The sequence below is a fragment of the Amycolatopsis sp. cg13 genome (assembly GCF_041346965.1).
Lineage (GTDB): Bacteria > Actinomycetota > Actinomycetes > Mycobacteriales > Pseudonocardiaceae > Amycolatopsis.
The window spans coordinates 5,976,503-6,000,772 of sequence record NZ_CP166848.1 but is presented as its reverse complement, the minus strand read 5'-3'; the positions used below and the strand labels follow the sequence as shown (position 1 = coordinate 6,000,772).

The 24,270-nt window shown below is 68.8% G+C and carries 21 protein-coding genes and 1 pseudogene; 5 read left to right on the top strand and 17 right to left on the bottom strand.

Annotation, left to right across the window (positions count from 1 at the left end):
- Positions 1–6: 6 nt before the first annotated feature.
- The 3 genes from AB5I40_RS27895 to AB5I40_RS27885 are packed head-to-tail and all read right to left on the bottom strand — an operon-like array spanning position 7 to position 2,830.
- Positions 7–828 (bottom strand): ATP-binding cassette domain-containing protein, encoded by an 822-nt coding sequence (locus AB5I40_RS27895; RefSeq protein WP_344266589.1) that lies wholly within the window; start codon positions 826–828, stop codon positions 7–9.
- Positions 825–1,814, bottom strand: a complete 990-nt coding sequence (locus AB5I40_RS27890; RefSeq protein WP_370933059.1) for an ABC transporter permease — start codon at positions 1,812–1,814, stop codon at positions 825–827. The genes AB5I40_RS27895 and AB5I40_RS27890 overlap by 4 nt, the downstream gene beginning before the upstream one ends.
- Positions 1,811–2,830, bottom strand: coding sequence for a substrate-binding domain-containing protein (locus tag AB5I40_RS27885; RefSeq protein WP_370933057.1), 1,020 nt, complete (start codon positions 2,828–2,830; stop codon positions 1,811–1,813). Before AB5I40_RS27885 ends, AB5I40_RS27890 begins: the two co-directional genes overlap by 4 nt.
- A 131-nt stretch (positions 2,831–2,961) precedes the next feature.
- Between AB5I40_RS27885 and AB5I40_RS27880 the strand changes: the two genes are divergently transcribed.
- Positions 2,962–3,981, top strand: a complete 1,020-nt coding sequence (locus AB5I40_RS27880) for a LacI family DNA-binding transcriptional regulator (RefSeq protein ID WP_370933056.1) — start codon at positions 2,962–2,964, stop codon at positions 3,979–3,981.
- 148 nt (positions 3,982–4,129) lie between these two features.
- On the top strand, positions 4,130–4,996 hold the full coding sequence (locus tag AB5I40_RS27875) for a LacI family DNA-binding transcriptional regulator (protein ID WP_370933055.1): 867 nt from the start codon (positions 4,130–4,132) through the stop codon (positions 4,994–4,996).
- 3 nt (positions 4,997–4,999) lie between these two features.
- Here the strand turns inward: AB5I40_RS27875 and AB5I40_RS27870 are convergent, their stop codons facing one another.
- The 12 genes from AB5I40_RS27870 to AB5I40_RS27815 all read right to left on the bottom strand — a co-directional run bounded on the left by AB5I40_RS27870 (position 5,000) and on the right by AB5I40_RS27815 (position 14,777).
- Positions 5,000–5,980, bottom strand: a complete 981-nt coding sequence (locus AB5I40_RS27870; protein WP_370940620.1) for a glycoside hydrolase family 76 protein — start codon at positions 5,978–5,980, stop codon at positions 5,000–5,002.
- Positions 5,981–6,613: 633 nt separating this feature from the next.
- Positions 6,614–7,273, bottom strand: a complete 660-nt coding sequence (locus tag AB5I40_RS27865) for a TrmH family RNA methyltransferase (RefSeq protein WP_370933053.1) — start codon at positions 7,271–7,273, stop codon at positions 6,614–6,616.
- A gap of 16 nt (positions 7,274–7,289) precedes the next feature.
- Positions 7,290–7,688: a DUF2784 domain-containing protein gene (locus tag AB5I40_RS27860; protein ID WP_344266605.1), complete on the bottom strand. Its 399-nt coding sequence runs from the start codon at positions 7,686–7,688 to the stop codon at positions 7,290–7,292.
- 286 nt (positions 7,689–7,974) lie between these two features.
- Positions 7,975–8,223 carry a hypothetical protein gene (locus tag AB5I40_RS27855; protein WP_370933052.1) on the bottom strand — a complete coding sequence of 83 codons (249 nt, stop codon included), beginning with the start codon at positions 8,221–8,223 and terminating at the stop codon, positions 7,975–7,977.
- A gap of 65 nt (positions 8,224–8,288) precedes the next feature.
- Positions 8,289–8,591 carry a hypothetical protein gene (locus tag AB5I40_RS27850; RefSeq protein WP_370933050.1) on the bottom strand — a complete coding sequence of 101 codons (303 nt, stop codon included), beginning with the start codon at positions 8,589–8,591 and terminating at the stop codon, positions 8,289–8,291.
- Complete coding sequence (locus AB5I40_RS27845) at positions 8,588–8,950, bottom strand: Asp23/Gls24 family envelope stress response protein (protein WP_370933048.1); 363 nt, start codon at positions 8,948–8,950, stop codon at positions 8,588–8,590. The genes AB5I40_RS27850 and AB5I40_RS27845 overlap by 4 nt, the downstream gene beginning before the upstream one ends.
- Positions 8,947–9,504: an Asp23/Gls24 family envelope stress response protein gene (locus AB5I40_RS27840; protein WP_370933046.1), complete on the bottom strand. Its 558-nt coding sequence runs from the start codon at positions 9,502–9,504 to the stop codon at positions 8,947–8,949. Before AB5I40_RS27840 ends, AB5I40_RS27845 begins: the two co-directional genes overlap by 4 nt.
- The gene (locus tag AB5I40_RS27835; protein WP_370933045.1) at positions 9,495–10,049 is read right to left on the bottom strand and encodes an RNA polymerase sigma factor; all 555 of its coding nucleotides are present in this window, start codon (positions 10,047–10,049) and stop codon (positions 9,495–9,497) included. Before AB5I40_RS27835 ends, AB5I40_RS27840 begins: the two co-directional genes overlap by 10 nt.
- A 93-nt stretch (positions 10,050–10,142) precedes the next feature.
- Complete coding sequence (pyrE, locus tag AB5I40_RS27830; protein WP_370933043.1) at positions 10,143–10,706, bottom strand: orotate phosphoribosyltransferase; 564 nt, start codon at positions 10,704–10,706, stop codon at positions 10,143–10,145.
- 40 nt (positions 10,707–10,746) lie between these two features.
- Positions 10,747–13,170, bottom strand: coding sequence for an ABC transporter permease (locus tag AB5I40_RS27825; protein ID WP_370933041.1), 2,424 nt, complete (start codon positions 13,168–13,170; stop codon positions 10,747–10,749).
- Between the two features lie 14 nt (positions 13,171–13,184).
- Entirely contained in the window at positions 13,185–13,931 is a 747-nt protein-coding gene (locus AB5I40_RS27820) for an ABC transporter ATP-binding protein (protein ID WP_370933040.1), read from the bottom strand.
- A gap of 78 nt (positions 13,932–14,009) precedes the next feature.
- Positions 14,010–14,777 carry an SDR family NAD(P)-dependent oxidoreductase gene (locus tag AB5I40_RS27815; RefSeq protein ID WP_370933038.1) on the bottom strand — a complete coding sequence of 256 codons (768 nt, stop codon included), beginning with the start codon at positions 14,775–14,777 and terminating at the stop codon, positions 14,010–14,012.
- Positions 14,778–14,838: 61 nt separating this feature from the next.
- Between AB5I40_RS27815 and AB5I40_RS27810 the strand changes: the two genes are divergently transcribed.
- A complete protein-coding gene (locus tag AB5I40_RS27810) occupies positions 14,839–15,708 on the top strand; it encodes a hypothetical protein (RefSeq protein WP_370933036.1) in 870 nt (289 codons plus the stop codon).
- Positions 15,709–15,948: 240 nt separating this feature from the next.
- Positions 15,949–19,146 carry an arabinosyltransferase domain-containing protein gene (locus AB5I40_RS27805; RefSeq protein ID WP_370933035.1) on the top strand — a complete coding sequence of 1,066 codons (3,198 nt, stop codon included), beginning with the start codon at positions 15,949–15,951 and terminating at the stop codon, positions 19,144–19,146.
- A 55-nt stretch (positions 19,147–19,201) separates the two neighbouring features.
- Here the strand turns inward: AB5I40_RS27805 and AB5I40_RS27800 are convergent, their stop codons facing one another.
- Complete coding sequence (locus tag AB5I40_RS27800) at positions 19,202–20,350, bottom strand: glycoside hydrolase family 105 protein (protein ID WP_370933034.1); 1,149 nt, start codon at positions 20,348–20,350, stop codon at positions 19,202–19,204.
- A 281-nt stretch (positions 20,351–20,631) separates the two neighbouring features.
- Here AB5I40_RS27800 and AB5I40_RS27795 point away from each other — a divergent pair.
- Positions 20,632–21,327: pseudogene (locus AB5I40_RS27795) on the top strand (hypothetical protein); the annotation flags it as partial.
- Between the two features lie 329 nt (positions 21,328–21,656).
- Here AB5I40_RS27795 and clpB read toward each other — a convergent pair.
- On the bottom strand, positions 21,657–24,251 hold the full coding sequence (gene clpB / locus AB5I40_RS27790) for an ATP-dependent chaperone ClpB (RefSeq protein ID WP_370933032.1): 2,595 nt from the start codon (positions 24,249–24,251) through the stop codon (positions 21,657–21,659).
- Positions 24,252–24,270: the final 19 nt, after the last annotated feature.

Below are 24,270 nucleotides of genomic sequence, written 5' to 3'. Positions count from 1 at the left end.
CGCACGTCAGGTCAACCCGGCGTGCGTGGTGGACGCGACCTCGACGACTTCGCCGTTGTCGTCGAGCTTCAGCGCACCGGTGAGCAGGCCGACGACCTGGTTCATGCTGTGCGACTTCGGCGTCACCACGGCGACGCGCTTGCCGAGCCGGTGCACGTGGATGCGGTCGGCGATTTCGAAGACGTGCGGCATGTTGTGGCTGATCAGCACCACCGGCAGACCGCGGTCGCGGATCCGGCCGATCAGCTCCAGCACCTTCGCGGATTCCGCGACGCCCAGCGCGGCCGTCGGCTCGTCCATGATCACCGCTTTGGTGCCGAACGCCGCCGCCCGCGCCACCGCGACGCCTTGCCGCTGCCCGCCGGAAAGCGTTTCCACCAGCTGGGTAATGGATTTGACCTTGATGCCGAGGTCGTCGAGGATCCGCTGCGCTTCGGTGCGCATGGTCGCGCTGTCGAGCTTGCGCAATCCGATGCCGAACGGTCCCTTCAGCCGCTTTTCCCTGCCCAGGAACATGTTCGACGCGATGTCCAGCGCCGGCGCGACCGCCAGATCCTGGTACACCGTCTCGATTCCGTAATGCCGGGCGTCCAACGGGGACTTGAAGTGGACCGTCTTGCCGTCCACTTTGATCTCCCCGGCGTCGGGCACCACCGCACCGGACAATGCCTTGATGAGACTGGACTTTCCGGCCCCGTTGTCACCGACCACGGCGAGCACTTCGCCGGGGTAGAGGTCGAAATCGGCGCCGTCGATGGCGGTGACCCGGCCGTAGCGCTTCACCAGGCCGCGCGCGGAAAGAGTCGGCTGCTGCTGCGTAGTGGTCATGACTGCTGCAGCCTCCGTGCGATCCGGTCCACGACCACCGCGGCGATCAGCAGCGCGCCGGTCGCCAGGTCCTGGTAGTTGCCGTCCACGCCCATCTGCGTGAGGCCCGAGCGCAGCACCGCGACGACCAGCGCGCCGAACAATGTGCCCAGCACCGAACCGCGGCCGCCGAACAGGCTCGTTCCGCCCAGCACCACGGCGGTGATGGAGTCGAGGTTGCCGAGCTGGAACTGGTTCGGGTCGGCGTTCGGCGTGCGGCCGAGCGCCTGCCACGCGGCGATGCCGAAGCACAGACCGGCGACGAGGTAGACCGACAGGACGGTGCGGTTGACCTTGATCCCGGACAGCCGCGCGGACTCCGGCGCGTTGCCGACCGCGTAAACGTGCTTGCCCCACGCGGTTTTCGTGAGCGCGTACCAGACGGCGAGGAACATGAGCAGCGCGAGCGTCATGCCGTAGGTGATCGGGATGCCGCCGAAAAGGTACCGCTTCGTGCCGAGCCAGGTGAGCAGGCCGTCGGACACCGGAACCGCCTGGCCGCCCGCGATCAGCTTCGCCACCGCGGTCAGGCCGGTGAACGTGCCGAGCGTGATGATGAAGGCGGGCAGCTTGATCCGCGTCGCCAGGGTGCCGATGAACAGGCCGACGACGACGGTCAGCACGACTCCGGCCAGCAGTGCTACGAAAACGTTTGTGACTGCGGCCAGTTTCGCCATCACGAGTGTCGCCACGACCATCGACGACGCGTTGGAAAGGTCGATGCCCGCGATCAGGATGATCAGCGTCTGGCCGAGCGCGAGGGTGCCGACCACCAGCGACTGCTGGACCACTGTGGACAGATTGTCCAGGTCGAAAAAGGTGTCCGTGGCAAAGGAAAACACCACGACCGCCACGACCAGTGCCAACGCGGGACCGACCGCGGGGGCGCGCAGGAAGAACTCGCCGAGCGTTTCGCGCTCGCGGTTGTTGACCGTCGCGGTCGTCATTTCCCGCCTCCCCAGCAGTTCTGCAGGCCCCACGCGGTGTCCTTGCTCGGGACGCCCGGCATCGGGTGGTCGGTGATCGCGGTCGAGCCGGTGTTCACGAACCCGCTCGGCTTCTTCCCGGTCTTCGCGTAGTCGACCGCCGCCAGTACGCCCTGCTCGGCCATCTTCCGCGGGAACTGCATCACGGTGACGGCGAACTGGCCGTTCTTGACGTTCTGCACGCCCTCGCAACCGCCGTCGATCGAGCCGACGGTGAGCTGTCCGTTGAGCCCACGCGCTTTCAACGCCGCGTACGCGCCGCGGCCCATCGGCTCGTTCATCGTGTACACCGCGTTGATATCGGTAGTGCGCTGCAGGAGGTTCTCCATGCCCTGCTGGGCGAGGCTCTGGTCACCGTTGGCGGCGGTGTGGCCCTTGATCTCCGGCGCGCCGTCCTTGAGCCCGATGCCCTTGAGGAACCCGCCGTGCCGCTGGGTGTCGACCGAACTGCCCGCGGTGCCGTCGACCATCAGGAGTTTGGGATCGGTGCCCTTCAGCGCCGCCTTGACGTACGCGCCCTGCTGCTCGCCTGCCGCGAAGTTGTCGGTGGCGAAGGTGGCGTCGACCGCGTCCGGCGGTTCGGTGGCGGTGTCGAGGGCGATCACCAGGATGCCCGCGTCGCGAGCGTCCTTGATGGCCTTCAGCACGCCGGTCGACGAACTCGGGGTGATCAGGATGGTGTTGACGCCCTGCTGCATCAGGTTCTCGATCGCGCGCACCTGACCGTCGTTGTCGCCGTCGAACTGCCCGGCGAGCGCACTGAAGTCAGCGCCGTTGGCCTTCGCCGCGGCGGACGCGGCGTTGCGCAGTTCGACGAAGTACGGGTTGGTGTCGGTCTTCGTGACGAGGCCGACCTTGGCCTTGCCACTCCCGCCGGTTTTGGAGCTGCCGCCCCAGTGGCGTTCGACGGTGCACCCTGCGGTGGAGACCGCGACAGCGGCCGCCAAGGCGAGTGCGGTGAGACTCCGGTGTCTCATGGGGATGCCCTCCGAATCGAGGTGCGAGCTTGCCGATGGACGGGAAGGTAGACAGACTCATGCCATGACGCAAGCGTTTGCGCAAACGCTTGCCAACGCTTCTGGTTGAGCTCTCTTGATGAAGGACAGACATGCCGCGACCCCGCTCCGCCCGCCCGACCCAGCGCGACATCGCCGAAATGGCGGGCGTGTCGATCACGACGGTGTCGCACGTCGTCAACGGCACGCGGGCGGTGGCCGAGGAGACGAAAGCCGCGGTGCTGCGGGCGATCGAGACCACCGGGTACACCGGCGACGCGATCGCTCGTTCGCTGGTCACCGGGGGTACGCGGTCGATCGGGATGGCGATCTCGCTGGTCGCGAACCCGTACTTCGCGGCGCTGATGCACGCGATCGAGCGAGAGGCGTCGGCAAACGGATACACCGTGCTGCTGGCGGACACGCACGACACCGCAGGCACCGAGCGGGACGTGGTGCGCGCCTTGCGGTCGCGGCGGGTCGACGGCCTGCTGATCACGCCCGCGCCCGGCGACGGGTCGGTGCTGGGCGAACTGGTTTCGCTGGACGTGCCGACCGTGCTGATGGATCGGCTCACCACCCGGACCGACATCGACCAGGTCGGCGCGGAGAACATCCAGGCGACCTCGGCGCTGACGGCGCATCTGGCGTCGCTGGGCCATCGCCGGATCGGCATGATCTCCGGCGCGCCCGGCCTGACGACAAGCGACGAACGTGTCCTCGGCTATCGGCTCGGCCTCGGCCGCTCGGGCTTGAGCTGGTCGGCTGATTTGGTGGCTTGCGGACAGTCCTCTCGCGACGGTGGCGGCCTGGCGCTGAGCACGCTGCTGGCGCTGCCGGATCCGCCGACCGCGCTGGTGGTCGCGAACGACAGCATGATGGTCGGCGTGCTGCACGAGGCGCGGCGGCGGGGTTTGCGGATCGGCCAGGACCTGCCCGTGGTGGTGTACGACGACGTCGAATGGGCCGATCTCGTGGACCCGCCGCTGACGACCATGGCCCAGCCGATCGACGAAATCGGCCGCCGCGCGGTGCAGCTGTTGTTGGCTCGACTGGCGGATCCCGGGCGTCCCGCCGAGACTGTGCGGTTGCCGCCGACTTTGCGGCACCGGGCTTCCTGCGGGTGTGCGTAGCCGCCAGTCTTGACTGCCCGGTGTAACCAAGCACGCGCTTCGTTCACTCACCTCAGTGATTCTCGGGACCCGATCGTCTCGGACCCTCTCTTGCGCGGCCCGACAGTGGCTACTGTTGGGTAGGTATCTACGACGAGGGCCATGAGAAATGACCGTTCTGGCGCCGGAGGTCTCCCACTGGGACCTGCCGGTCACCCATCGGTTCGGGGTGGCACTGGGGAGGCACGCCAGCCCGTACCACGACCAGCTGCTGCGTGCCATCCGCGGCGCTGCCGCGCGGGCGGGTTGCGACCTGCTGCTGGCCGACACCAGCGACTGCCCGCGCGAGGAAGCCGAAGTGCTGCGCGCCCTGCGGGCGGACCGCGTCGACGGTGTGCTCTTGGTGCCCGCCCCCGGTGACGAGGACGTCGTGAACGGGCTCGTGCGGACGGGCGTCCCCACCGTGCTGGTGGACCGGATCGCCGGCCGCAACGACGTCGACCAGGTCGGGTCGGAGAACTTCCAGGCCATGTCCGCGCTGGTCGAGCACCTGGCTGCGCGACGGCACCGGCGGATCGCGCTGATCACCGGGACCGAGGGGACCACCGTCAGCGAAGAGCGCGCCCTCGGTTACCGCCTGGGCCTAGGCCGCGCGGGCCTGCGCTACCACCCGGAACTGGTCGCCTCCGGCCTATCCACCGCCGGCGGCGCGGCCCGAGCTGCTGCGAAGTTGTTGGACGGTTGGCCTTCACCTACTGCTCTGGTGGTCGCTGGCGAGGCCATGCTGATCGGCGTGCAGTGGGAAGCACACCGCCGCGGAATCCGGATCGGGTCGGAGCTGGCTGTCGTCGGTTACGGCGACATGGACTGGGCGCGGACGGTTTCGCCTGGCGTGACGACGATGGCGCAACCGATCTCGGAGATCGGCCGCCGAGCGGTGCAGTTGCTGCTGGCGCGCTGCCGGGAGCCAGAGCGTCGACCGGAGTCGGTCCGTCTCGCGCCTCGGTTTTTGCACCGCGCTTCTTGCGGGTGCTGAGGCTTAGAGGGTCGCGGCCGCTTCCAGCAGCATCCAGCCTCCAATTTGGACAGACAAGTCTTTCTCTGCTCTCCCTGGCGGATTCTCTGCCGGCCTTGCCCACTCGGCACTGAACAGTGGTCCGGCTTTCTCTTGCGTCGCCCCGTTCCAGCACGCTTCGGCCGACTTCTGGACTAGCCTCTTGGCCGTCTCCGCTTCCGGCTTGGGGAGTTTTTTCGCCGCAAGTGCTAGGTATCGGGCCAAAATCGCCGAGAAGAGCCCGCCGTCGCCGCCCTCCGAACCGGGGAGGATTCCGCCGGGCGCTCCGTGTTGTTCGACTGCCCGGATCGTGCGAGCCGCATCTTCCCACCATTCCTGCTCGAGGCATGCGCCGAGGTAAACCCCTTGGCAGTACGAGAAAATATGCTTGACTACTTCGCCGGTGTCCGCCCTTATCCCGTCCCAGACAAGCCCGGTTTCCGGGTCGACCAAGGTGTCGGTGAGCCATTGCGTCATCGCATGGGCGCGTTCTTGATCACCCACACGAGCGTGAAAGATGGCAGCCGGACCGTTCGCCGGGGTATTCTTGAATGAGTCGCCCCGCCGCCACCAGATTCCCCCGCCAAGGTCTTCCGTCCAGCCTTCATGCAGCCGTTTGTCGATGGCCTCGATCGCTTGGTTCACGGTCGCTTCGTCCACTGTGGACAGTCGGAGTTGGCGCACTCGTTGCAACGCGAGCCCTAGCCAGGCTATGTCGTCGTAGTAGTCGTTGACCCAAGAGCCGAAGTTGCGCCGGTGCACCGTCGTGATGAACCGATAGATCAGCCGCGCCCGGTCGTCGGTGGGTTCACGCAGCTGCGCGTCGACGAGGCTGTCGAGGAGATGGGCCTGCCACCAGTAGTTCCAGTGCCAGTGAAACCGCTGACTCAAGGTGGGCGGCCAACCGCTGCGACCGAGAGCCGTGCCGGGCAGGGCCCACAGCCGACGGACATGCCTGGCACACACAGCCCGCTCAGCCGCCGCGGCTCGCTCCGCGGGGCCGGTCGTGCCGTCGACAGGGTCGGTCGCACCGGTGCCAGGATTGCGCGTGCCCTCGACAGGCTCTGTCGTGCGCTCGGCAGGACCGCCCTCGGCAGAGTCACTCGCGCTGGCAGCGGGGTCGCGCATGCCCTCGACACGGTCGGCCGCCGCGGCATCGGCAGGGTCGGTCGCGCCCTTGGCGGAGTCGGCAGCGCGCTCGGCAGGGCCGGTCGCGCGACCGCGCGCAGCAGAATCGGCGGGCTTAGCGGGCTCGGATGGATCGCCGGTCATAGACCGATTCTGCCTGCGCCGCGGAAAGCACGCCTCTCCACGACCTATGCCAACCCACGAACAACTCGGGAGATCCGCGTCTCCGCCGCGCCGCTGCTGCCATCGGCCAACCATTGCCATGTCGATCACTCGAGAGCTCTGCAAGCGTGCGCTCGAACTGCTTGGCCCGGGTTCAGGTCAATCGCGCGGCCAGAGCCAAGGCTGGGTGCTCGTGAGTGGCTATACCGGTTCTAACCGGCGCAGCCACTCACGAGGCACCCCGACGGCGGCGAGACGGCGAGGCGGCGGGGACGGCGGGGACGGCGGGGACGGCGGGGACGGCGAGGGTCACCAGGCTTTGGACAGGTCCGCGTGCTGCCGAACCCACGCGTGCATCACGATTCCCGCCGCAACCCCGGCATTGATCGACCTTGTCGTGCCGAACTGGGCGATCGACACCACTTTCGCTGAGTCCGACTGGGCGGCTTCGGACAGGCCGGGGCCTTCCTGGCCGAACAGCAGGAGGCACTTGCGCGGCAGCTCGGCAGTCTCCACCGGCTCGGCGCCGGGTGTGTTGTCGACGGCTACTACCGTCAAACCCTCGGCGGTGGCGAATTCCAGCAAGGCCGCGACGTCCTCGTGGTGGCGTAGGTGCTGGTAGCGATCCGTCACCATGGCGCCGCGGCGGTTCCAGCGGCGGCGGCCGACTATGTGGACCTCCGCGGCGGCGAAGGCGTTCGCGGTGCGGACCACGGTGCCGATGTTGTGGTCGTGCTGGAAGTTCTCGATCGCGACGTGGAACGGGTGCCGTCGGGTGTCCACATCGGACACGATTGCTTCGCGGCGCCAGTAGCGGTAGGCGTCGACCACGTTGCGGCGGTCGCCGTTGGTCAGGAGTTCGGGGTCGTAGCGCGGGTCGTCTGGCCAGGTTCCTGGCCACGGACCTACGCCGACCTCCTCGCGGTTCACCCACTCGGTGGGGCCCGCTTCGGGGGGTTCCGTCGTCACGAAGGACGATTCTCGCTCAGCCGAGGCTGACGCCGTGCGCCGGACTGTCGTCGTGGCGGTGTCGCCAGCGCAGATACGCACCCAGGTACGAGATGACCAGCACCGCCAGCGCCACTACGACCACCACCGGCAGCAGGGAGCGCGGGATGACCGTCCCGTACAGGTAGTAGGCGTTGAATCCGCCGGGCAGGTCGCCGAGACCCTGCTGATGCCGGAAGAAATCCTCCAGCGCGGTGAGCGGGCACGGAATCGGGGTGACATTGACGAGCACGCCCCATACCGCGAAGAAAATGTGCCCGAAAATGACTTTCGGCCATCGCCAGGCGAGGAATCCGCCGAAGCCGATGAAGAGCAGGGCCAGGATGTGCACCGCCACGGTTACGTCGGCGAGAACGTGCGCGACCGTCGTGTCCACCTTCGCCCCCTTCCAGTGCACCCACCAGCGACGTTACTCCGATTACCCGCACCAGGAGCGGGAATTAGGGGGACCTCGTGTGATGTTCGACCCACCGGAGCAACGTGTTCACCCGGCAGGTAACGGAGGGATCACTCCGGGTAGGAGACCCACTGCCGCACCCGCCACGAGGGGACCCAACGCGGTCTAAATGACTCCGTTCCGTACACGCGGGCGGAGTGCGAATCGGCGGAGAAAGCGGGCGGAAAAGCGATTGACAAACTCGGGAAGAAGGAGCTGACCGCAGTTAGCCCGCGCCGCCGACGCCCGGCCAGAGGGTGACCGCGTTGAGCTTGAGGTCATCGGGCAGCAGGGGATCGCGGTTCGAGCCCTCCATCGTCCAGACGACCTCAGAGTCGGGATAAAGAGTCACGTCGAAGGTCACGTCAACGAGCTGCACGAACTCGATCGAGAGCACGTCATCGACGCCGAGAACGACTTCGTCGCCATAGGGTTCGACGTTCCAGGTCCTGGGCTTGTCGTCCTTGTTGGTCACCTGGATCCGGATCAATGCGCCCCCCTGGCTCGAATGCCAGGGTACCGAAAACGGGCCGGGAGCGTTCAGCCAGTGAACGCCGCCCCGTCGATGTCCGTCACCACCAAGCGGATGCGCGCGTCCGCCCACTCCGTCCCCTCGAGCAGCTCGCGCACCCGCGTCTCGGCGGCCGACAGCAAAGGCGGCAGCGGCAATCGCAAAGCCACCAAGCGAACCTCCACTGACTCCGGGGTCAGATCCACCGAACCACCAGCGGGATCGGTCGGGAGCCAGCTGATTTCCGCGGCCGCGCTCATCGCGGGGCGGAGACCGTCGATGGCGGACAGGGCGTCGGCGAGTCTTCCGGCCAGCGAACGCGGATCGGTCACTGCCGCCCCACTTCGATGTCCAAAATGGACACTCGGACGGCGTCCACGGAACGACCGGTCTGCGCCAGGACTTCCCGGAACACCGCGAGCTGCACCGCGCGGCCCACGGCGGCGGCTTGGTCCGCGCCCGAGATGATCACGTCGACCTCGACGGTCAGGCGGTCCTCATGGACCCGCACCCGGACGCCGTCCGCGGGGGCCGGTTCCAGGCCCTTCCACCGTTGCCGGGCTTCGCGGGCCCAGGCGGTCGCCAAACCGCGCAGGCCGGGCTCCAGGCGCACGACTCCAGCGGTTTCGGCGGCCGCCCGGGCGGCGACGCTCGCGATCACCGGGGCGGCGATCACGTATTCGGCGGTCATTCCCCGTCCTCGTACACGTCTTCCACCAGTAGATCCAGGCTTACCAACGAAATACCCACTCGTGAGCTCGCGGCGGCGGACACCAGTTCTCGTACGCGGGCCAACGTGTCAGCGCCGCTGGTGTTCCCCAGGCGCGTCGTGAGGGTGAGTTCGACCTCGACCTGCGCCGCGCCAGAGGGATCGACACCGACCTTTCGCACCCGCACGCGGCGGGCACGGACGTTGCCGGCGGAGTCGGCCGCATAGCGGAGCACGACCGCGACGGCTTGTTCGCTCACTTCGACCGAGCCCGGTTCGGCGGCGGGCAGGTCCAGCATCTGGCCGCGGCGCACCTCGGCGCGGACGGCCGACATGATCCGTCCTACCAGGTCAGGCGGGGTCGGGTCGGGTTCGTCGATCAGCTCCTGCGTCGCCGCGCGCAGGGCCAGCAGGCTTTCCCGCGCGGTACGGCAGTGGACGCAGTCCGCCTGGTGCTCGTCGGCCTCGTCCAGGTTTTCCCAGAGCGTCTCCAGTTCCCGGCCGCACGGCAATTCGTAGTCCTGGTTCACCTCCACGGCTTCATCACCTCCGCCAGCTGCGCACGGGCCCGGGCGATCCGGCCCCGGACCGCGGTGGGGTTCGCGCCGACGATCTCGCTGATCTCGTCGTACGACCGGCCGTGCACCTCACGCAACAGCCAGCACGCGCGCTGCTGCGGCGTCAGCGTCTGAAGCGCGTTGTCGAGCGCCGCGAGCTGGCCGCTGACCTGCGCGGCGTGCTCGGGCTGAGTGTCGCGGCGCGGCGACTCGGCCAGGTCGAGGTCGACGTCGGCCTGCGGGCGGCGCGCCCGGATCACGTTGAGGCAGCGGTTGGTCGTTCCGCGGTACAGCCAGCCGACGAACGCCTTGTCGTCGTTCAGCTGCGCCAGCTTCCGCCACGCGCCGAGGAACGCTTCCTGCACTACGTCCTCGGCGTCGCCGCGGTGGTGCAGCATTTTCAGGGCGAGCCGGAACATCGGGCCCTGATAACGCTGCACGAGCTGTTCGTACGCGCGCACGTCGCCGTCTCGCGCACGGCCGACGAGCGTGGCGTCGTCGAGCGGGACACTGGTCGTGGTCACGGCACCCCCTTCCGTCAGGGGGACACCGCGTGGCGGGCATTCGTCACGCACGCATTGTGAGTGACTGTGCTCACTCCCGCTCGATTTGAGTCCTCAATTGAGCCCGAGGTCGTCCTTGCTCAGCAGGTACCGGTACTCGAGCCCGGCCTTTTCGATGGCTTCGCGCGCCCCGGTGTCGCGGTCGACGACCGTCGCGACGCCGACCACGGTGGCCCCGCCTTCGCGCAGCGCCTCGACCGCGGTGAGCACGCTGCCTCCGGTGGTGGAGGTGTCCTCGACGGCCAGCACCCGCTGCCCGCGCACCTCCACGCCCTCGATCCGGCGCTGCATCCCGTGTTCCTTGATCGCCTTGCGGACGACGAACGCGTCGAGCACCACGCCCTCGGCCGCCGCGGAGTGCAGCATCGCCAGCGCCACCGGGTCCGCGCCGAGGGTGAGCCCGCCGGTCGCGACGTAGTCCCAGTCAGCGGTGAGCTGCCGCAGCAGCTTGCCGATCAGCGGGGCGGCCGCGTGCTGCAAAGTCGCCCGCCGGAGGTCGATGTAGTAGTCGGCTTCCTTGCCCGAGGCCAAGGTGACCTTGCCGTGCACGACGGCCAGTTCGCTGACCAGCCTGGCCAGTTCGAGCTTCGCAGTTTGATCCAACCCGGGGTACGCCACGGCCGAGAGTCTTACACACGCCACCGACAACTTCCGCGCGTCACTCCCCGGTCGCGACGGCCGTCACCGGACGCGTCCGGGTCGCCACCCAAGCCGGGAGGACCGCGGCGGCCAAGGCGAGCACGATCGCGGCCGCGATGATCACCAGGTAGATCGAGATCGGCCCGTCCGGCAGCACCCGGCCGGTCGCGACGAGGCAGAACGGCACGATCGCGCCCGCCGACACGACGGTGCCTGCCACGATGCCGATCGCGGCGATCAGGCCGCCTTCGCTCGCGGCCATCCGCAGCACCTGGCCGCGCGTGAAACCGCCGAGCCGCTGCAGGCCGAATTCCCGCCGTCGTCGTGAGGTCGCCATGACCAGGGTGTTCACCACGGAGATCACCGTGTAGCCGACGATCATGCCCACCAGCAGGTAGTTCACCCAGGCACCGGTCTCGTCGTTCTTGGCGTTCGCGGCGGCCAGCGTGCTCCGGTCGCCGACGGACACCGGGAGACCGGCGGTCGCGGCGGTCAGGCTCTGGGTCAGCCGGGCCTGGTCGACGCCGGGCGCGGCGCGGACGAGCACCTGCTTGGCGAGACCGGAAGTGGTGTGTCCGGCGAGCAGTTCGGCGGGCAGCAGGAGCTGTTCGGTGCCGTCCCGCTGCTGCACGATCGCGACGATGCGAAGGGTCCGGTCGGTCCCGTCGCCGAAACGGAGCGTGACGGAATCGCCGACGGAGCGGGAGACCTCGGCGGTATCGGGCAACGCGACCGTGTCACCTTTCAGGTCGGCGAGATTGCCTTTCACGACCGCGGCGGCGTTGGTCGTCGCGTCGGTGAGGCCGAGCGCCGGGTAGCCCTTCTTGGTCTGGTTCTCGTCGAACGGCGCGGTGATGAACGCGCGGCTGCTGACGTAGGTCGAGACCGCCGCGACGCCGTCCGCGTGCCGGATCCGGTCGATCGCCTCGGGCGAGATCCCGGTGGGACCCGCGACGATCGCGTCGGCGCGGAGGTCTTCGGCGAACGACTGCGCAGAAGCGGCGGTGGTCGTGGTCTGCAGGTAGATGTTGGCGGTCGCGATGCCGACGGCGAGCATGATCGGCGTGACCGCGCCGGCCACCCGGGTGGCCGCGTTGCGCGTGTTGGTGATCGCCAGCCAGCCGGTGACGCCGCTGAACAGGCGCATCGGGCCCTGCAACAGGATCGCGGTCAGCTTCGTGACGCCAGGGCTGATCATCGCGACGCCGATCGCCCACAGCATCACCGCCGGGCCCGCGGTGCTCGCCGCGATGGGTCCCGTCATCACCGCGAGCGTGACGATGCCCAGCGCGGTCCCGCCGCCGAAGCTCAGGATGGCGAAGATCAGCCGCACCGGAGTCAGCCAGCCGCGCGGCACGGAGGCTTCGGCGAGCGCCTCGGTCGGCCGGATGCGGCCGACGCGGAATCCGGCCACCAGCGCGGAAATCCCGACGGCGAGCAGGGTCGCGCCCGCCGCGATGATCATCGGGATCCAGCCCTGGTGGAACTGCACGGCGGGCGAAATGAACCCGCCCGAGGTGAACTGCCCGAACAGCCACCCGCCGAACACCGGGCCCAGCGCGGCCGCGGCTCCGGTCGCGAGCACGCCGATGACCAGCGCTTCGCCCAGAACCATGCGACGCAGCTGCCGCGGAGTCGTGCCGATCGCGCGCAGCAGAGCCAATTCCCGCTGCCGCTGACGCACCGACAGCATCAGCGTGCTCGCGATGACGAACACCGCGACCGAGAGGGACAGCCCGCCCGCGACACCGGACAACGGGATCAGCCTGCCGCCGCTCGCTTGCGCCTCCGGGAATTCGGCGAGTCCGCGCTCATCCCCAGTCAGCACGGAAACGCCGGAACCCAGCTGCAAAGCGGCGGGATTGTCAGTGCCGACCCCGAAATAGTCGACCTTGCCGGGGTGGCCGGAGAGCTGATCGGCCACGTTGTCGGCGAAGAACGCGTCGGGACGATCACTGACCCGAGCGACACGGTAGTGGCGCATCGAACCCTGCACGGCAAGGTCCACAGTGGATCCAACCGCCACGCCACTAGCCGCGGGCAGCACCACTTCGTCGGCACGCGGTGCAGGACCGGGCAGTCGAGCGGACTCCCAGCCGTGCGCAACGAGAGGCTGCTTGCCCAGGGATACCGGGAAATTCACCTCACCGACCACAGTGGACACACCAGGCGTCGCGCGGATCTTCTCCGCCAGCGACCGGTCCAGCACGACCCGCTCTGACAGCGTGACCGACTGCGTCTTGGGCTTTTCGGAATTCTTCCGCATCTCGAATTCCTGTTGTCCGGCAACCACAGCCGACGCCCAGGCCAGCCGATGCGGCGGGGTCGCGGACCGGATCCCGGTCTCCATCAGACCGGCACACGCGGACACGATCACCGCGCCGAGGAACGCGGCCACGAACGCGGCGATGAACCCGCCGGTGCGGAAACGCAAGGTGCGCAAGGCAAGACTGAACATCAGAAGCCGCCCACCGGCATCCGGTCGGCCCAGGCGCCGAGGTGCGTCATGCGTTCCGCGACCGCCGCCGCGGTCGGCCGGAGCAGCTCACCGGCGACGCGGCCGTCAGCGAGAAAGACAACCCGGTCGGCATAAGAGGCCGCGACGGGATCGTGCGTCACCATCACGACGGTCAGCCCGCCGCGCACCGATTCCGACAGCAGGCCAAGGATTTCGCCCGCGGTACGCGTGTCGAGTGCGCCGGTCGGCTCGTCGGCGAAGAGCACCGCCGGACGGCTGACCAGCGCGCGAGCGATCGCCACCCGCTGCTGCTGGCCGCCGGACAGCTGGCCCGGCAGGTGCTTGCGCCGGTCGCTCAGTCCGACGTGCCCGAGCATGTCGGCGACGCGGCGGCGGTCTGGCCGACGGCCGGCCAGCCGCAGCGGCAGCACGACGTTCTGCTCGACGGTCAACGCGGGCAGCAGGTTGAACGCCTGGAAGACGAACCCGATCTTGTCCCGGCGCAGCTTCGTCAGCTGCGTCTCGGAGAGCTTGCCCAGCTCCTGGTCGTCGAGCAGCACGGACCCGCTGGTCGGCCGGTCGAGCCCGGCCGCGCAGTGCAGGAACGTGCTCTTGCCCGAGCCCGAGGGGCCCATCACCGCGGTGAACCCGCCGCGCGGAAAGGACCGGCTCACCCCGTCCAGTGCCGTGACCCGGCCGTATTCCTTGCGGACGGATTCGAGCCGCACCGCTTCCCCAGTCGCCATGGGGAAAACGCTATGGGTTTACGGGAGAAAACACCCTGGGGCGCACACGCCGGGACGGGGTAGGGCTGTCCCTACCTCTCAGGTGCGGCGGCGGTTGCCGAGCCCGCCCGCGAGCTTGCGCAACACCGGCCGCGGCAGCAGCCCGCCGATCCCGACCAGGGCTTTGTACTGCAGGCTCGGCACCGAAATCACCTTGCCGCGACGCAGGTCAGCGAGGGCCTCGTCGACCACCTGGGCCACGTCGAGCCAGAACGCCTTCGGGCCCTCCCGCTGCAGACCGGCCCGCTCGTGGAACTCGGTGTAGGTGAAGCCTGGGCACAGCGCCATCATCCGCACCCCCTTCGGCAACGACATCGCGATGCCCTCGGTGAACGATGTGACCCAGTTCTTGCTGGCGGTATAGGTCGAGCCGCGGCCCGAGAAGAAGCCGGCGACACTGCTGACGTTGATCACGTCGCCGCGGCCGCGTTCGACCATGCCCGGCAGCGCCGCCCGCGTCAGCTGCAACACGGCGGTCACGTTCACGTCGAGCTGACGCTGCAGGTCCTCGGCCGGGATCTCCCAGAACTCGCCGCTCAGCCCGAAGCCCGCGTTGTTGACCAGCAGGTCGATCGGCTGGGTTTCGAGCAGCTCGGCGACCTGCTTGCGGCCGTCCACTTCGGACAGATCGGCGGACAGCACGGTGACCTCGACACCGTGCTGCGTGCGCAGCTGCTCGGCCAGCGCGTTCAGCCGTTCCTCGTCGCGGGCGACCAGGACGAGGTCGTGCTTCTCGGCGGCGAGCCGGCGCGCGAATTCCGCGCCGATGCCCGCGGTGGCTCCAGTGATCAGAGAAGTGGTGGTCATGTGGGTGAAGCTACCCGTTTTTCAGCTGCGTCCGCCCTGGTGGCGCAGTATGGTCCGGCGCATGGGCAAGCACACCAAGCGGACGCCCGGATATCTGCCCCGGATGGCCGCCGGTGCGGCGCCCCTCGCTCTGTTGCTCGCCGGCCCGGCCGCGGCGCTGGCGGACACCCCGCGCGGGGGACTGCCGCTCGACCTGCACCAGCACGGTTCTTCCTCCGACCTCCAGTTCACCCGCGACGAGACGCTCGCCACGCGCGACCTGCCCGCGTCCGCCGCGTCGAACCTGCGCCAGACGCTCGGCGCAGACACCGCCGGCCAGTCTCAGACGCACGACCTGCGGCTCGGCGAGCCGGGCCGCGCGTTCACCGGCAACGACCTCGACGTGCACCACACGCAGCCGTTCGACGGTGCGCACGTGGCCGGTCTGGACCAGTCGATGCGGCACGGCGTCCAGCTGCCGCACGGCGTCGACGCGCTTTCCAGCAGCAAAACCGGCACTGAGACCGGTCTGGCCGGCCGGTTCTCCGGCGACCTGATGAGCGGCACCCGCTTCGAACGCACCTCCGCCGACGCCGTCGACCTCGGCCCGGCGGGCTCGGTGGTCGCGAACTCGGACGAGAGCGTGCTCGGCCAGTTCACCGGCAAGCTCGACGTGACGCGGCTGGAGTCGACCGAGCGGCACAGCGTGTCCGGCGACCTCGGCCCGCTGCACGCGCTGGCCGCGACGAGCCAGTCGACGGCCGAGCGCACCGACCGGTTCCACGGCGAACTGTCGGCGGCGGACATCGCGGCGGCGCGGACGAGTACCGCTTCTACCCTGGGTGTTCCGGTTACCCGGAGCCAGCACGTGGGCGCCGAAGTGCTCGGAAAACCGGTCATCGACAACGGATGGACAGTTTCCGGACCGCCGTTCACCTTCTCGCCCGGCTGAGTTCATCGACTTGCCGAGTCCGCTTTCGGCAACCGAGTCCGGACCGTTTCCGGATCGTGAAACGGTCCGCTTGGCTCGCGGCCCTGACCTGCTCAGTGTCACCCGTTCGCCGTAAGCGACGCCGGGTTAACTTCACCCACCGTGGTTATTTATCGGGGGAATCCCGGTCCGACCAGGTGGGCCCGCCCCCGGGAGAGTCCCCAGCGTGAGGCCCGCATCCGCTTGGATAGCCTGCGGGGCGTGGTCGACCTCGAATCCGTTGCCGCCGAATCGGCGTCTGCGACAGCTATCGGCAAGAGCCAAGCCGGTCGTCGGGCGCGGTTGCTCGCTGCGGTTTTCGGAATCGCCGGCGCGATCCTCGCGATCGCGGTGCCGTTCCTGCCCGTCACGCTCGAGCAAACCACCCTCGACTGGCCGACCGCCCAGGGCACCAGAGCCGTGACCGCCCCGCTGACCGCGCAGGCGCCGATCTCGCTCGACGCGAAGGTCCCGTGCACGACCGCGCGGGCGCTCGACGCGCGCACCGACGGCAGCGCCGTGCTGTTCAGCACCAACCCGCCGAACTCCGGCATCGGCGTCGTCACCGGGATGGCGCTGCAGGTCGGAAACGGCCAGCTCACGCTTTCCTCACAGGGCCAGCAGCTGGGCTCGGCCCCGGTCGGCGACGGCGATTGCACGATCACCGTGCACACCGACGCGAAGCGGACCACCGCGTCCGTCGGCGGGACCCGGATCGCTGACGTCACCGACGACCACCGGCCGCAGCTCACCGGCTACTACTCAGACCTCACGAACCAGGACGACACGCACGGCCTCTCGGTCTCCGCGCAGGTCGACAACCGCTGGGCCAGCACCGCGACCGGCATCAAGCTCGCCGCCATCGTGCTGTCGGTGCTTTGCTTCATCGGCGCGGTGCTCGCGCTGTACCGGCTGGACCGGCTCTCCGGCCGGCGCGCGCCCCGGCTGGCCGCGCGCGGCTGGTGGAAGCTGAAATTCCTCGACATAGCTGTGCTCGGCACGCTCGTCGTCTGGTGGCTGATCGGCGCGATGACCGCCGACGACGGCTACTTCACGACCATGGCTCGCGTCCGCGGCGACGCCGGTTACATCGGCGAGTACTACCGATGGTTCGCCGCGCCGGACGCGCCGATGGCGTGGTTCGTCGATGTCTACGCGGCGATGGCCAAGGTCAGTTCGCTCACGCCGTGGATGCGGCTGCCGTCGCTGTTGATGGGCGTCGCCTGCTGGATGCTGATCAGCCGCGGCGTGCTTCCTCGGCTTGGCAGGCAGGTGCGGATCAGCAGTGCGGCCGGCTGGGCGGCGGGCGCGGTGTTCCTCGCCTTCTGGCTGCCCTATGACAACGGTCTGCGCCCGGAAAACCTGGTCGCGCTGCTGTCGCTGATCTCGATCTGCTGTGTCGAACGCGCGGTGGCCACCCGGCGGCTGGGTCCGGCGGCGATCGGGCTGACCGTCGCGGCGCTGTGCGTCGCGGTCAACCCGCACGGGCTGATGGCCGTGCTGCCGTTCGTGGTCGGGCTGAAGCCGCTGGCGAAGATCGTGCTCCGGCACGCGCGCCAGTTCGGCTGGGTGCCGGTGCTCGCGCCGATCGCCGCCGCCGGGCTGGTGATTCTCACGCTGATCTTCTGCGACCAGACCCTGCGCGGCGCACTGGAATCGGTGCGGCTGCGGTCGTCGCTCGGGCCGACCGGTTCCTGGTACGACGAGCTCGACCGGTACTCGATGCTGTTCAGCAACGGCCCGGACGGCTCCATGACGCGCCGGTTCCCGGTGCTGTTGATCTTCTTGTGCCTGGCGACCTGCGCGGTCGTGCTGCTGCGGCGCGGCAACATCCGCGGCGCGGCGCTCGGCCCGAGCCGCCGGCTGCTCGGCATCAGCGCACTGTCCTTTGTGGTCTTGGCGCTGGCTCCGACCAAGCACACGCACCACTTCGGCATGCTGGTCGCGGTCGGCGGACCGCTCGCCGCGCTCACCGCGTTGTCGACGAGTACGACCGTGTTGCTCTCGCGCCGCAACCGCGCGGCGTTCTTCGCGGGGCTGATGGTGATCGTCGCGCTGGCCTCCACCGGGCCGAACGCCTGGTGGTACGTCTCGGCCTGGGGCGTGCCGTGGTTCGATCTCCCGCCGCAGGTGTTCGGCATCAAGCTGAGCACGATGGCGCTCGTGGCGGCGGCGGTCGCGCTGGCGATCGCGGCGATCGAGCACATGAAGCACAACGAGCACGAACCGTTCGTACCGCCCGCGCCGGTGGCGAAGGGCGACCTGGAAAACCGCGGCCGCGCGCTGCGGCTCGGACTGGCGCCGTTGTCGACGGTGTGCGCGATTCTGGTGCTGTTCGAAATCGGCAGCATCGCCAAGGGCATCCAGAAACGCTGGGACACCTACAACATGGGTGCCGACAACATCCGCCAGCTGGCCGGGCAAAGCTGCGGGCTGTCCGACTACATCAAGGTCGAACGCGACCCGAAGGCCGGGCTGCTGGAAGCCGCGCCGCAGCAGCCGCGGAACGCCGCGCCCGGCTGGACAGTGCCCGCCGACGCCGACCGCGGCGTCACCCCGAAGGACTGGCTGGCCAGCACCCAGAAGGGCTTCGTCACCAACGGCGGGCTGCCGACCGAGAACGCCGACAGCTGGAACCCGCCGTACCAGTTCGGCAAGGGCAATGCGCCGATCTGGGGCAGCTACCACAAGTCCGGTGACAACGCGGGCGACCTGCGCACGCAGTGGTACTCGGTCCCGGAGCGGGCGCGCGACGGCTCGGTGCCGATCGTGGTCGCCCTCGCGGGCAAGCCCGACGACCCGAACTCGCTGACCGCCGAATTCGGCAAGAACACCCCCGCCGGATTCCAGGTGCTCGGCCGCGAACAGCTCGACTCGAAGAAGAAGGACACCAACTGGCGCGACGCGCGGGTCAGCGTGCCCGAGGGCGCGGACCAGGTGCGGATCGTGGCGAAGGGCCGCGGGCTCGGCAGCGACGGCTGGGTCGCGTTCAGCGCGCCGCGGGCGCCGAAGATCGCGAAGATGACCGACGTCGTCGGGCAGGACCCGGTGTTCCTGGAATGGGCCGCCGCCGCGCAGCACCCGTGCCTGCGCCCGTCGTCGATCCACAACGGGATCGCCGAGGTGCCGAAGTACCGGATCAGCGCGGGCGACGACCTGCGGACTGTCGGCAAGTTCTGGTCCTCGCCGGCGGGCGGCGGGACGTTCGTGTGGATGAACGTGGCCACCCAGATGCAGGCGCTGCCGACGTATCTGGAAGGCGACGTCGACCGGGACTGGGGCACCTTGTACGAGGTGACTCCCGAGGTCTCGAACGCCCTTCCGGCTTCGGCGGCGTTGCATCAGCAGTCGGTGACGCATTCCGGGATCTGGTCGCCTGGGCCGCTGGCCAAGCCCGCCAACCCGACCGGCGAGTCGTAAGCTTTACGTTCGGTGAAGGGCTCCTTGATTGCTTCAAGGAGCCCTTCACGGCTTTTCAGCAGCGGTACCGGGTGAACTGCTCGTTCATGATCAAAAACGCGCCCAGGCCGTGGAAGTCATTGGTCAGCCGTTTGCGCGCGAAGTAGAAATTCAGGTCCCCGACGTTCGTTCCTTCGCAAATGTCGGCGAGATTCGTCAGCCCGTCCGACCCGACGGACACCTTTTGCAGCACCCCGGCATACCCGCGCTGAGCGACCGAGGCGTAGGAGGCGGGCAGATATCCGCGTTCGATGGCGCGGGAAACGGTGAACGCGTACATCGAGGACGCGGAGGTCTCGAGCCAGTTCCCGGCGTCGCCGCCGTGGTCGACCACCTGATACCACCGGCCGGTCCGCGGATCCTGGAAGCGGCGGTACCCGTCGGCGAGGAACTTGACGATGCCGACCAGCTCCGCCCGTCGCGGATGGTCAGCGGGCAGTACTTCGAGGATGTCGATCGCGGCCATCCCGAACCAGCCGATCGCGCGGGCCCAGTGGAAGCTGGAGTGCTTGCCGGGGCCGGTCGCCCACGGCTGGGTGCCGCTTTCGTCGTAGGCGTGGTAGATCAGGCCCTTCGCGGGCTCCTTGAGGTGTCCGAAGTAGACGGAGAGGTTCTTGGCGGATTCCTCGTAGCAGTACGCCGGATCGTTGAAAACCTTGCCGTACAACGCGAGGAACGGCTGCGCCATGTACACCCCGTCGCCCCACAGCTGATGCTGGCGGCTGACCGCGTGCCACATCCCGCCGTCGCTCGTGCGCGGGTAGGTCTCGAAGCGCTTGCGCAGCTGGTCGGCGGCTTTGCGGTACTTGGCGTCGCCGGTTTCGTTGTACAGCAAGGGAAGCATCTGACAGGCGCGCATGGAGTCGAGGCTGCTGAAGCTGTTGGAGATGCCGTCGGCGGTGATGAAACGGTCGTACCAGGCGACGACGTAGTCGAGGTACTTTTGTTCCTTCGTTCGCCGGTAGAAGAGGTATTGGCCGTAGAAGTAGAGACCGAGCGGGTAGCTCCAGCCGCCGATGGACGCCGGGGTGTAGCGCTTCATGGTGGAGTCGATGACGGCGCGGGACCAATCGCGCGCGGTGGCCGCCGCCGCGATCCCGGGCAGCGCGAGCGTGCCGAGCGCCGCCGCGGTCCCGGCGAGTACCGATCTTCTCGAGAGGGACATGCAGTGTCCTTCCTGCTGTCGGCGGCGGCGGGAAAGAGGTGTCGAACGACCTCTACTCGCCCGCGGAGCGGTCCGGCAAGGTTCCTGTCCGGGTTGTCCGCCGCGATCGCTGGATAGGCGCAGCGGGCCCTCCGGTCAGCGGGAACCTGTCCGCAATGGACACCTGAGCCGGGCGATTAGCCGATATGTCGACGTAACCTGGACGGTTCCGGCCAAACGGGGCGCGCCGACACGGTGCCGCCGTCCGGGTAGGAGGGCTCGGCAGCGATACCCTGACCGGCGTGGGTATCTCGGCGTGGATCTGGTTCGTCATCGCCGCCGTCGCGCTGGTGGCGGGGCTCGGCCTGCTCTTCGCGGACCGGGCCAGGGAAGGCTCGCGCAACCGTGAGCGGCAGCGCTGGGCCCAGTTGCGCGGCTGGCAGTTCGTGGAAGAGGACGAACGGCTGCCCCGGCAGTGGTCGGGGGGCGCGATCGGCTACTTCGGAGCCGACGCGGCGGTGAACGTCGTCGCGGGCTCCACCTTCACCTCCGACGGCCGCCGTCCGGTGTTCATCTTCGACATCGAGTCGCAAGGCCAGGTGCCCGCGGTGGTGGTGGCCGTGCGCTGCAACAAGACGCACCGGGTGCCGGTCGAGATGTGGCTGTCGAGCGTTCCGTTCCAGCGCGAGAACATGCCGGAGATGCTCGGCCCGATCGGCCAGCGCTACGCCTTCGCGGACGATTCCGAGGGTGCCCGCCAGGTCATCACCCAGGACCTCGTCGACGCCGCTGACCAGCTGGGCGGAGACGTCGGGGTGGCGTGGCTGGAGAACGAGTGGGTGCTGGCGAGCGTCGTGCCGGGGGCCGGGCCGTCGCGGCTTGAGCGGCTGCTGCGGGATCTGGGCGAGATCGCGGACATCGTGGACCCGTTTGACGAGGACTACGACTCGAACCGCACTTGGACGCCTTCCGCGGGCACTCCGACGAGCGCTCCTTCTCCGGCGGACACGCAGGCGACGCGGCCGGTCGATACTCGCGCGGTGGACACTACGGCTCCTTCTCCGGCGGATACGCGGGCTACTGAGCGGCAGCCTTCGCCGCCCGCGCCGCGGACTCCGCCTCCGGGCGGGGGCGCGACTCCGGTTTCACCGGCGCGTCCGGCGGATCCGGAGCGCGGGGAAGACGGCTGAGAGCTTGAGACGGGAACCGCCCGGTCGCGTTGCTGCGGCCGGGCGGTTTTACGTTCGGGGCCTGTGATGAAAGTACGTGAGGGGAACCTTGAGGGAATCTGATTCCCTCAAGGAGCCCTTCACGGACCGTCTGAGTGTCAGACTCGCGAGACGCTCAGCGTGTCCCCAGTCTCCAGCTCAGGCAGGTCCACCCGCACGGTGTCCCCGTCCCGAACCTCACCAGACAGCAGCTGCTTGGCCAACTGGTCCCCGATCGCCGACTGCACCAACCGGCGCAGCGGACGCGCCCCGTAGATCGGGTCGAAGCCGTTCAAAGCCAGCCACTCCCGAGCACCGTCCGTCACCTCGAGGTGCAGGCGGCGCTGGGCGAGCCGCTTCGCCAGCCGTGCGACCTGGATGTCCACAATGGACGTCAGTTGCTCGGTGCCGAGCGCGTGGAACACCACGATGTCGTCCAGCCGGTTCAGGAATTCCGGCTTGAACTGGCGTTGCACGACCTCCATCACCGCGTCGCGGCGCTGGCGTTCGTCGAGCGACGGGTCGGCGATCGCTTGCGAGCCGAGGTTCGACGTCAGGATCAGGATGGTGTTGCGGAAGTCCACCGTCCGGCCCTGGCCGTCGGTCAGCCGGCCGTCGTCGAGGACCTGCAGGAGCACGTCGAACACGTCCGGGTGCGCCTTTTCGACCTCGTCCAGCAGCACCACCGTGTACGGGCGGCGCCGGACGGCCTCGGTGAGCTGGCCGCCCTGGTCGTAGCCGACGTAACCCGGAGGCGCACCCACGAGCCTGGCCACCGAGTGCTTCTCGGAGTACTCGCTCATGTCGATGCGCTGCATCGCGCGTTCGTCGTCGAACAGGAACTCCGCCAGCGCCTTCGCCAGCTCGGTCTTGCCGACGCCGGTCGGGCCGAGGAACAGGAACGAGCCGGTCGGCCGGTCCGGGTCGGCAACGCCCGCCCGCGCCCGGCGCACGGCGTCCGCGACTACCTGGACTGCCTGGTCCTGCCCGATGACGCGGCGGTTCAGCTCCTCCTCCATCCGGAGCAGCTTGCCCGTTTCGCCTTCCAGCAGGCGCCCGGCGGGAATGCCGGTCCACGCGCTGACCACGTCGGCGACGTCGTCCGCGCCCACCTCTTCCTTCAGCATGACGTTCTGCTTGCTGGCCTCGTTCGCGGCCATCGCGGCCTCGAACTCCTTCTCCAGCACCGGGATCCGGCCATACCGCAGCTCGGCGGCCTTGCCCAAGTCGCCGTCGCGTTCGGCGCGTTCCGATTCGCCGCGCAGTTGCTCCAGTTGCTCCTTCAGCTCACGGACGGTCTCGATCGAGCCCTTCTCGTTCTGCCAACGCGCGGTCAGCGCGGTGAGTTCCTCGCGCTTCTCGGCGAGTTCGGCGCGCAGAGCGGTCAGCCGTTCAAGAGAAGCCGCATCGTCCTCTTTGGACAGTGCCATCTCCTCGATCTCCATGCGCCGCACGGCCCGCTCGACCTCGTCGATCTCCACCGGACGCGAGTCGATCTCCATGCGGATCTTCGAAGCGGCCTCGTCGACCAAGTCGATCGCCTTGTCCGGCAGGAACCGGGCGGTGATGTAGCGGTCCGACAGCGTCGCGGCGGCGACCAGCGCGGCGTCCGTGATCCGGACCCCGTGGTGCACCTCGTAGCGCTCCTTCAGCCCGCGCAGGATCGCGATGGTGTCCTCCGGCGACGGCTCGCCGACCAGCACCTGCTGGAAACGCCGCTCCAGCGCCGGGTCCTTTTCGATGTGCTGGCGGTACTCGTCGAGCGTGGTCGCGCCGACCATCCGCAGCTCGCCACGAGCCAGCATCGGCTTGATCATGTTGCCCGCGTCCATCGCGCCTTCGCCGGTCGCACCCGCGCCGACGATGGTGTGCAGCTCGTCGATGAACGTGATGACCTGGCCCGCGGAGTCGGTGATCTCCTTCAGCACGGCCTTCAACCGCTCTTCGAACTCGCCGCGGAACTTGGCACCGGCCACCATCGACCCGAGGTCGAGTGCGACCACTCGCTTGCCCCGCAACGATTCCGGCACGTCGCCCGCGACGATCCGCTGGGCGAGGCCCTCGACGATCGCCGTCTTGCCGACGCCGGGTTCGCCGATCAGCACCGGGTTGTTCTTGGTACGCCGGGAAAGCACCTGCACGACGCGGCGGATCTCGGTGTCGCGGCCGATGACCGGGTCGAGTTCGCCCGAACGCGCGCGCTCGGTCAGGTCGACGCCGTACTTCTCCAGCGCCTTGAACGTGCTTTCGGGATCCGCGCTGGTGATCCGGGCCGACCCGCGCACCTTCGCGAACGCCTCGCGCAGCGCGTCCGGCGTGGCACCGTGCCGCTTGAGCAGGTCCGCGACCTGAGCCCCTTCGGTGGCGAGGCCGACGAGCAGGTGCTCGGTCGACACGTACTCGTCACCCAGTTCGGTGGCGAGCTTCTGCGCCTGCGTGAGCGACTTGACCGCGGGCGCGTCGAACTGCGGCGTCGACACGGTCGCGCCGGTCGCCGACGGCAGCCCGTTGATGATCGGCTCGAGCTCCTTGTGCACCGTCTCCGGGTCCGCCCCGACCGCGGTCAGCAGCGGTGCGGTGGTCCCGTCACCCTGCGCCAGCAGGGCGCCCAGCAGATGGGCGGCCGACACGTGCGGGTTGCCGGCCACGGTGGCCGCCTGCGCCGCGGACGAGATCGCCTGCTGGGTCTTCGTGGTCGGGTTGAAAGCGTCCATCCCTCACCTCATGCGTTCG

Excerpts from the sequence above, each read along its gene's own strand:
- AB5I40_RS27820 (WP_370933040.1), bottom strand. The coding sequence starts at position 13,931 with ATGGCGACTGGGGAAGCGGTGCGGCTCGAATCCGTCCGCAAGGAATAC.
- AB5I40_RS27890 (WP_370933059.1), bottom strand. The coding sequence starts at position 1,814 with ATGACGACCGCGACGGTCAACAACCGCGAGCGCGAAACGCTCGGCGAG.
- AB5I40_RS27875 (WP_370933055.1), top strand. The coding sequence starts at position 4,130 with ATGACCGTTCTGGCGCCGGAGGTCTCCCACTGGGACCTGCCGGTCACC.
- AB5I40_RS27810 (WP_370933036.1), top strand. The coding sequence starts at position 14,839 with ATGGGCAAGCACACCAAGCGGACGCCCGGATATCTGCCCCGGATGGCC.
- clpB (WP_370933032.1), bottom strand. The coding sequence starts at position 24,251 with ATGGACGCTTTCAACCCGACCACGAAGACCCAGCAGGCGATCTCGTCC.
- AB5I40_RS27880 (WP_370933056.1), top strand. The coding sequence starts at position 2,962 with ATGCCGCGACCCCGCTCCGCCCGCCCGACCCAGCGCGACATCGCCGAA.
- AB5I40_RS27815 (WP_370933038.1), bottom strand. The coding sequence starts at position 14,777 with ATGACCACCACTTCTCTGATCACTGGAGCCACCGCGGGCATCGGCGCG.
- AB5I40_RS27845 (WP_370933048.1), bottom strand. The coding sequence starts at position 8,950 with ATGACCGCCGAATACGTGATCGCCGCCCCGGTGATCGCGAGCGTCGCC.
- AB5I40_RS27885 (WP_370933057.1), bottom strand. The coding sequence starts at position 2,830 with ATGAGACACCGGAGTCTCACCGCACTCGCCTTGGCGGCCGCTGTCGCG.
- AB5I40_RS27895 (WP_344266589.1), bottom strand. The coding sequence starts at position 828 with ATGACCACTACGCAGCAGCAGCCGACTCTTTCCGCGCGCGGCCTGGTG.
- AB5I40_RS27800 (WP_370933034.1), bottom strand. The coding sequence starts at position 20,350 with ATGTCCCTCTCGAGAAGATCGGTACTCGCCGGGACCGCGGCGGCGCTC.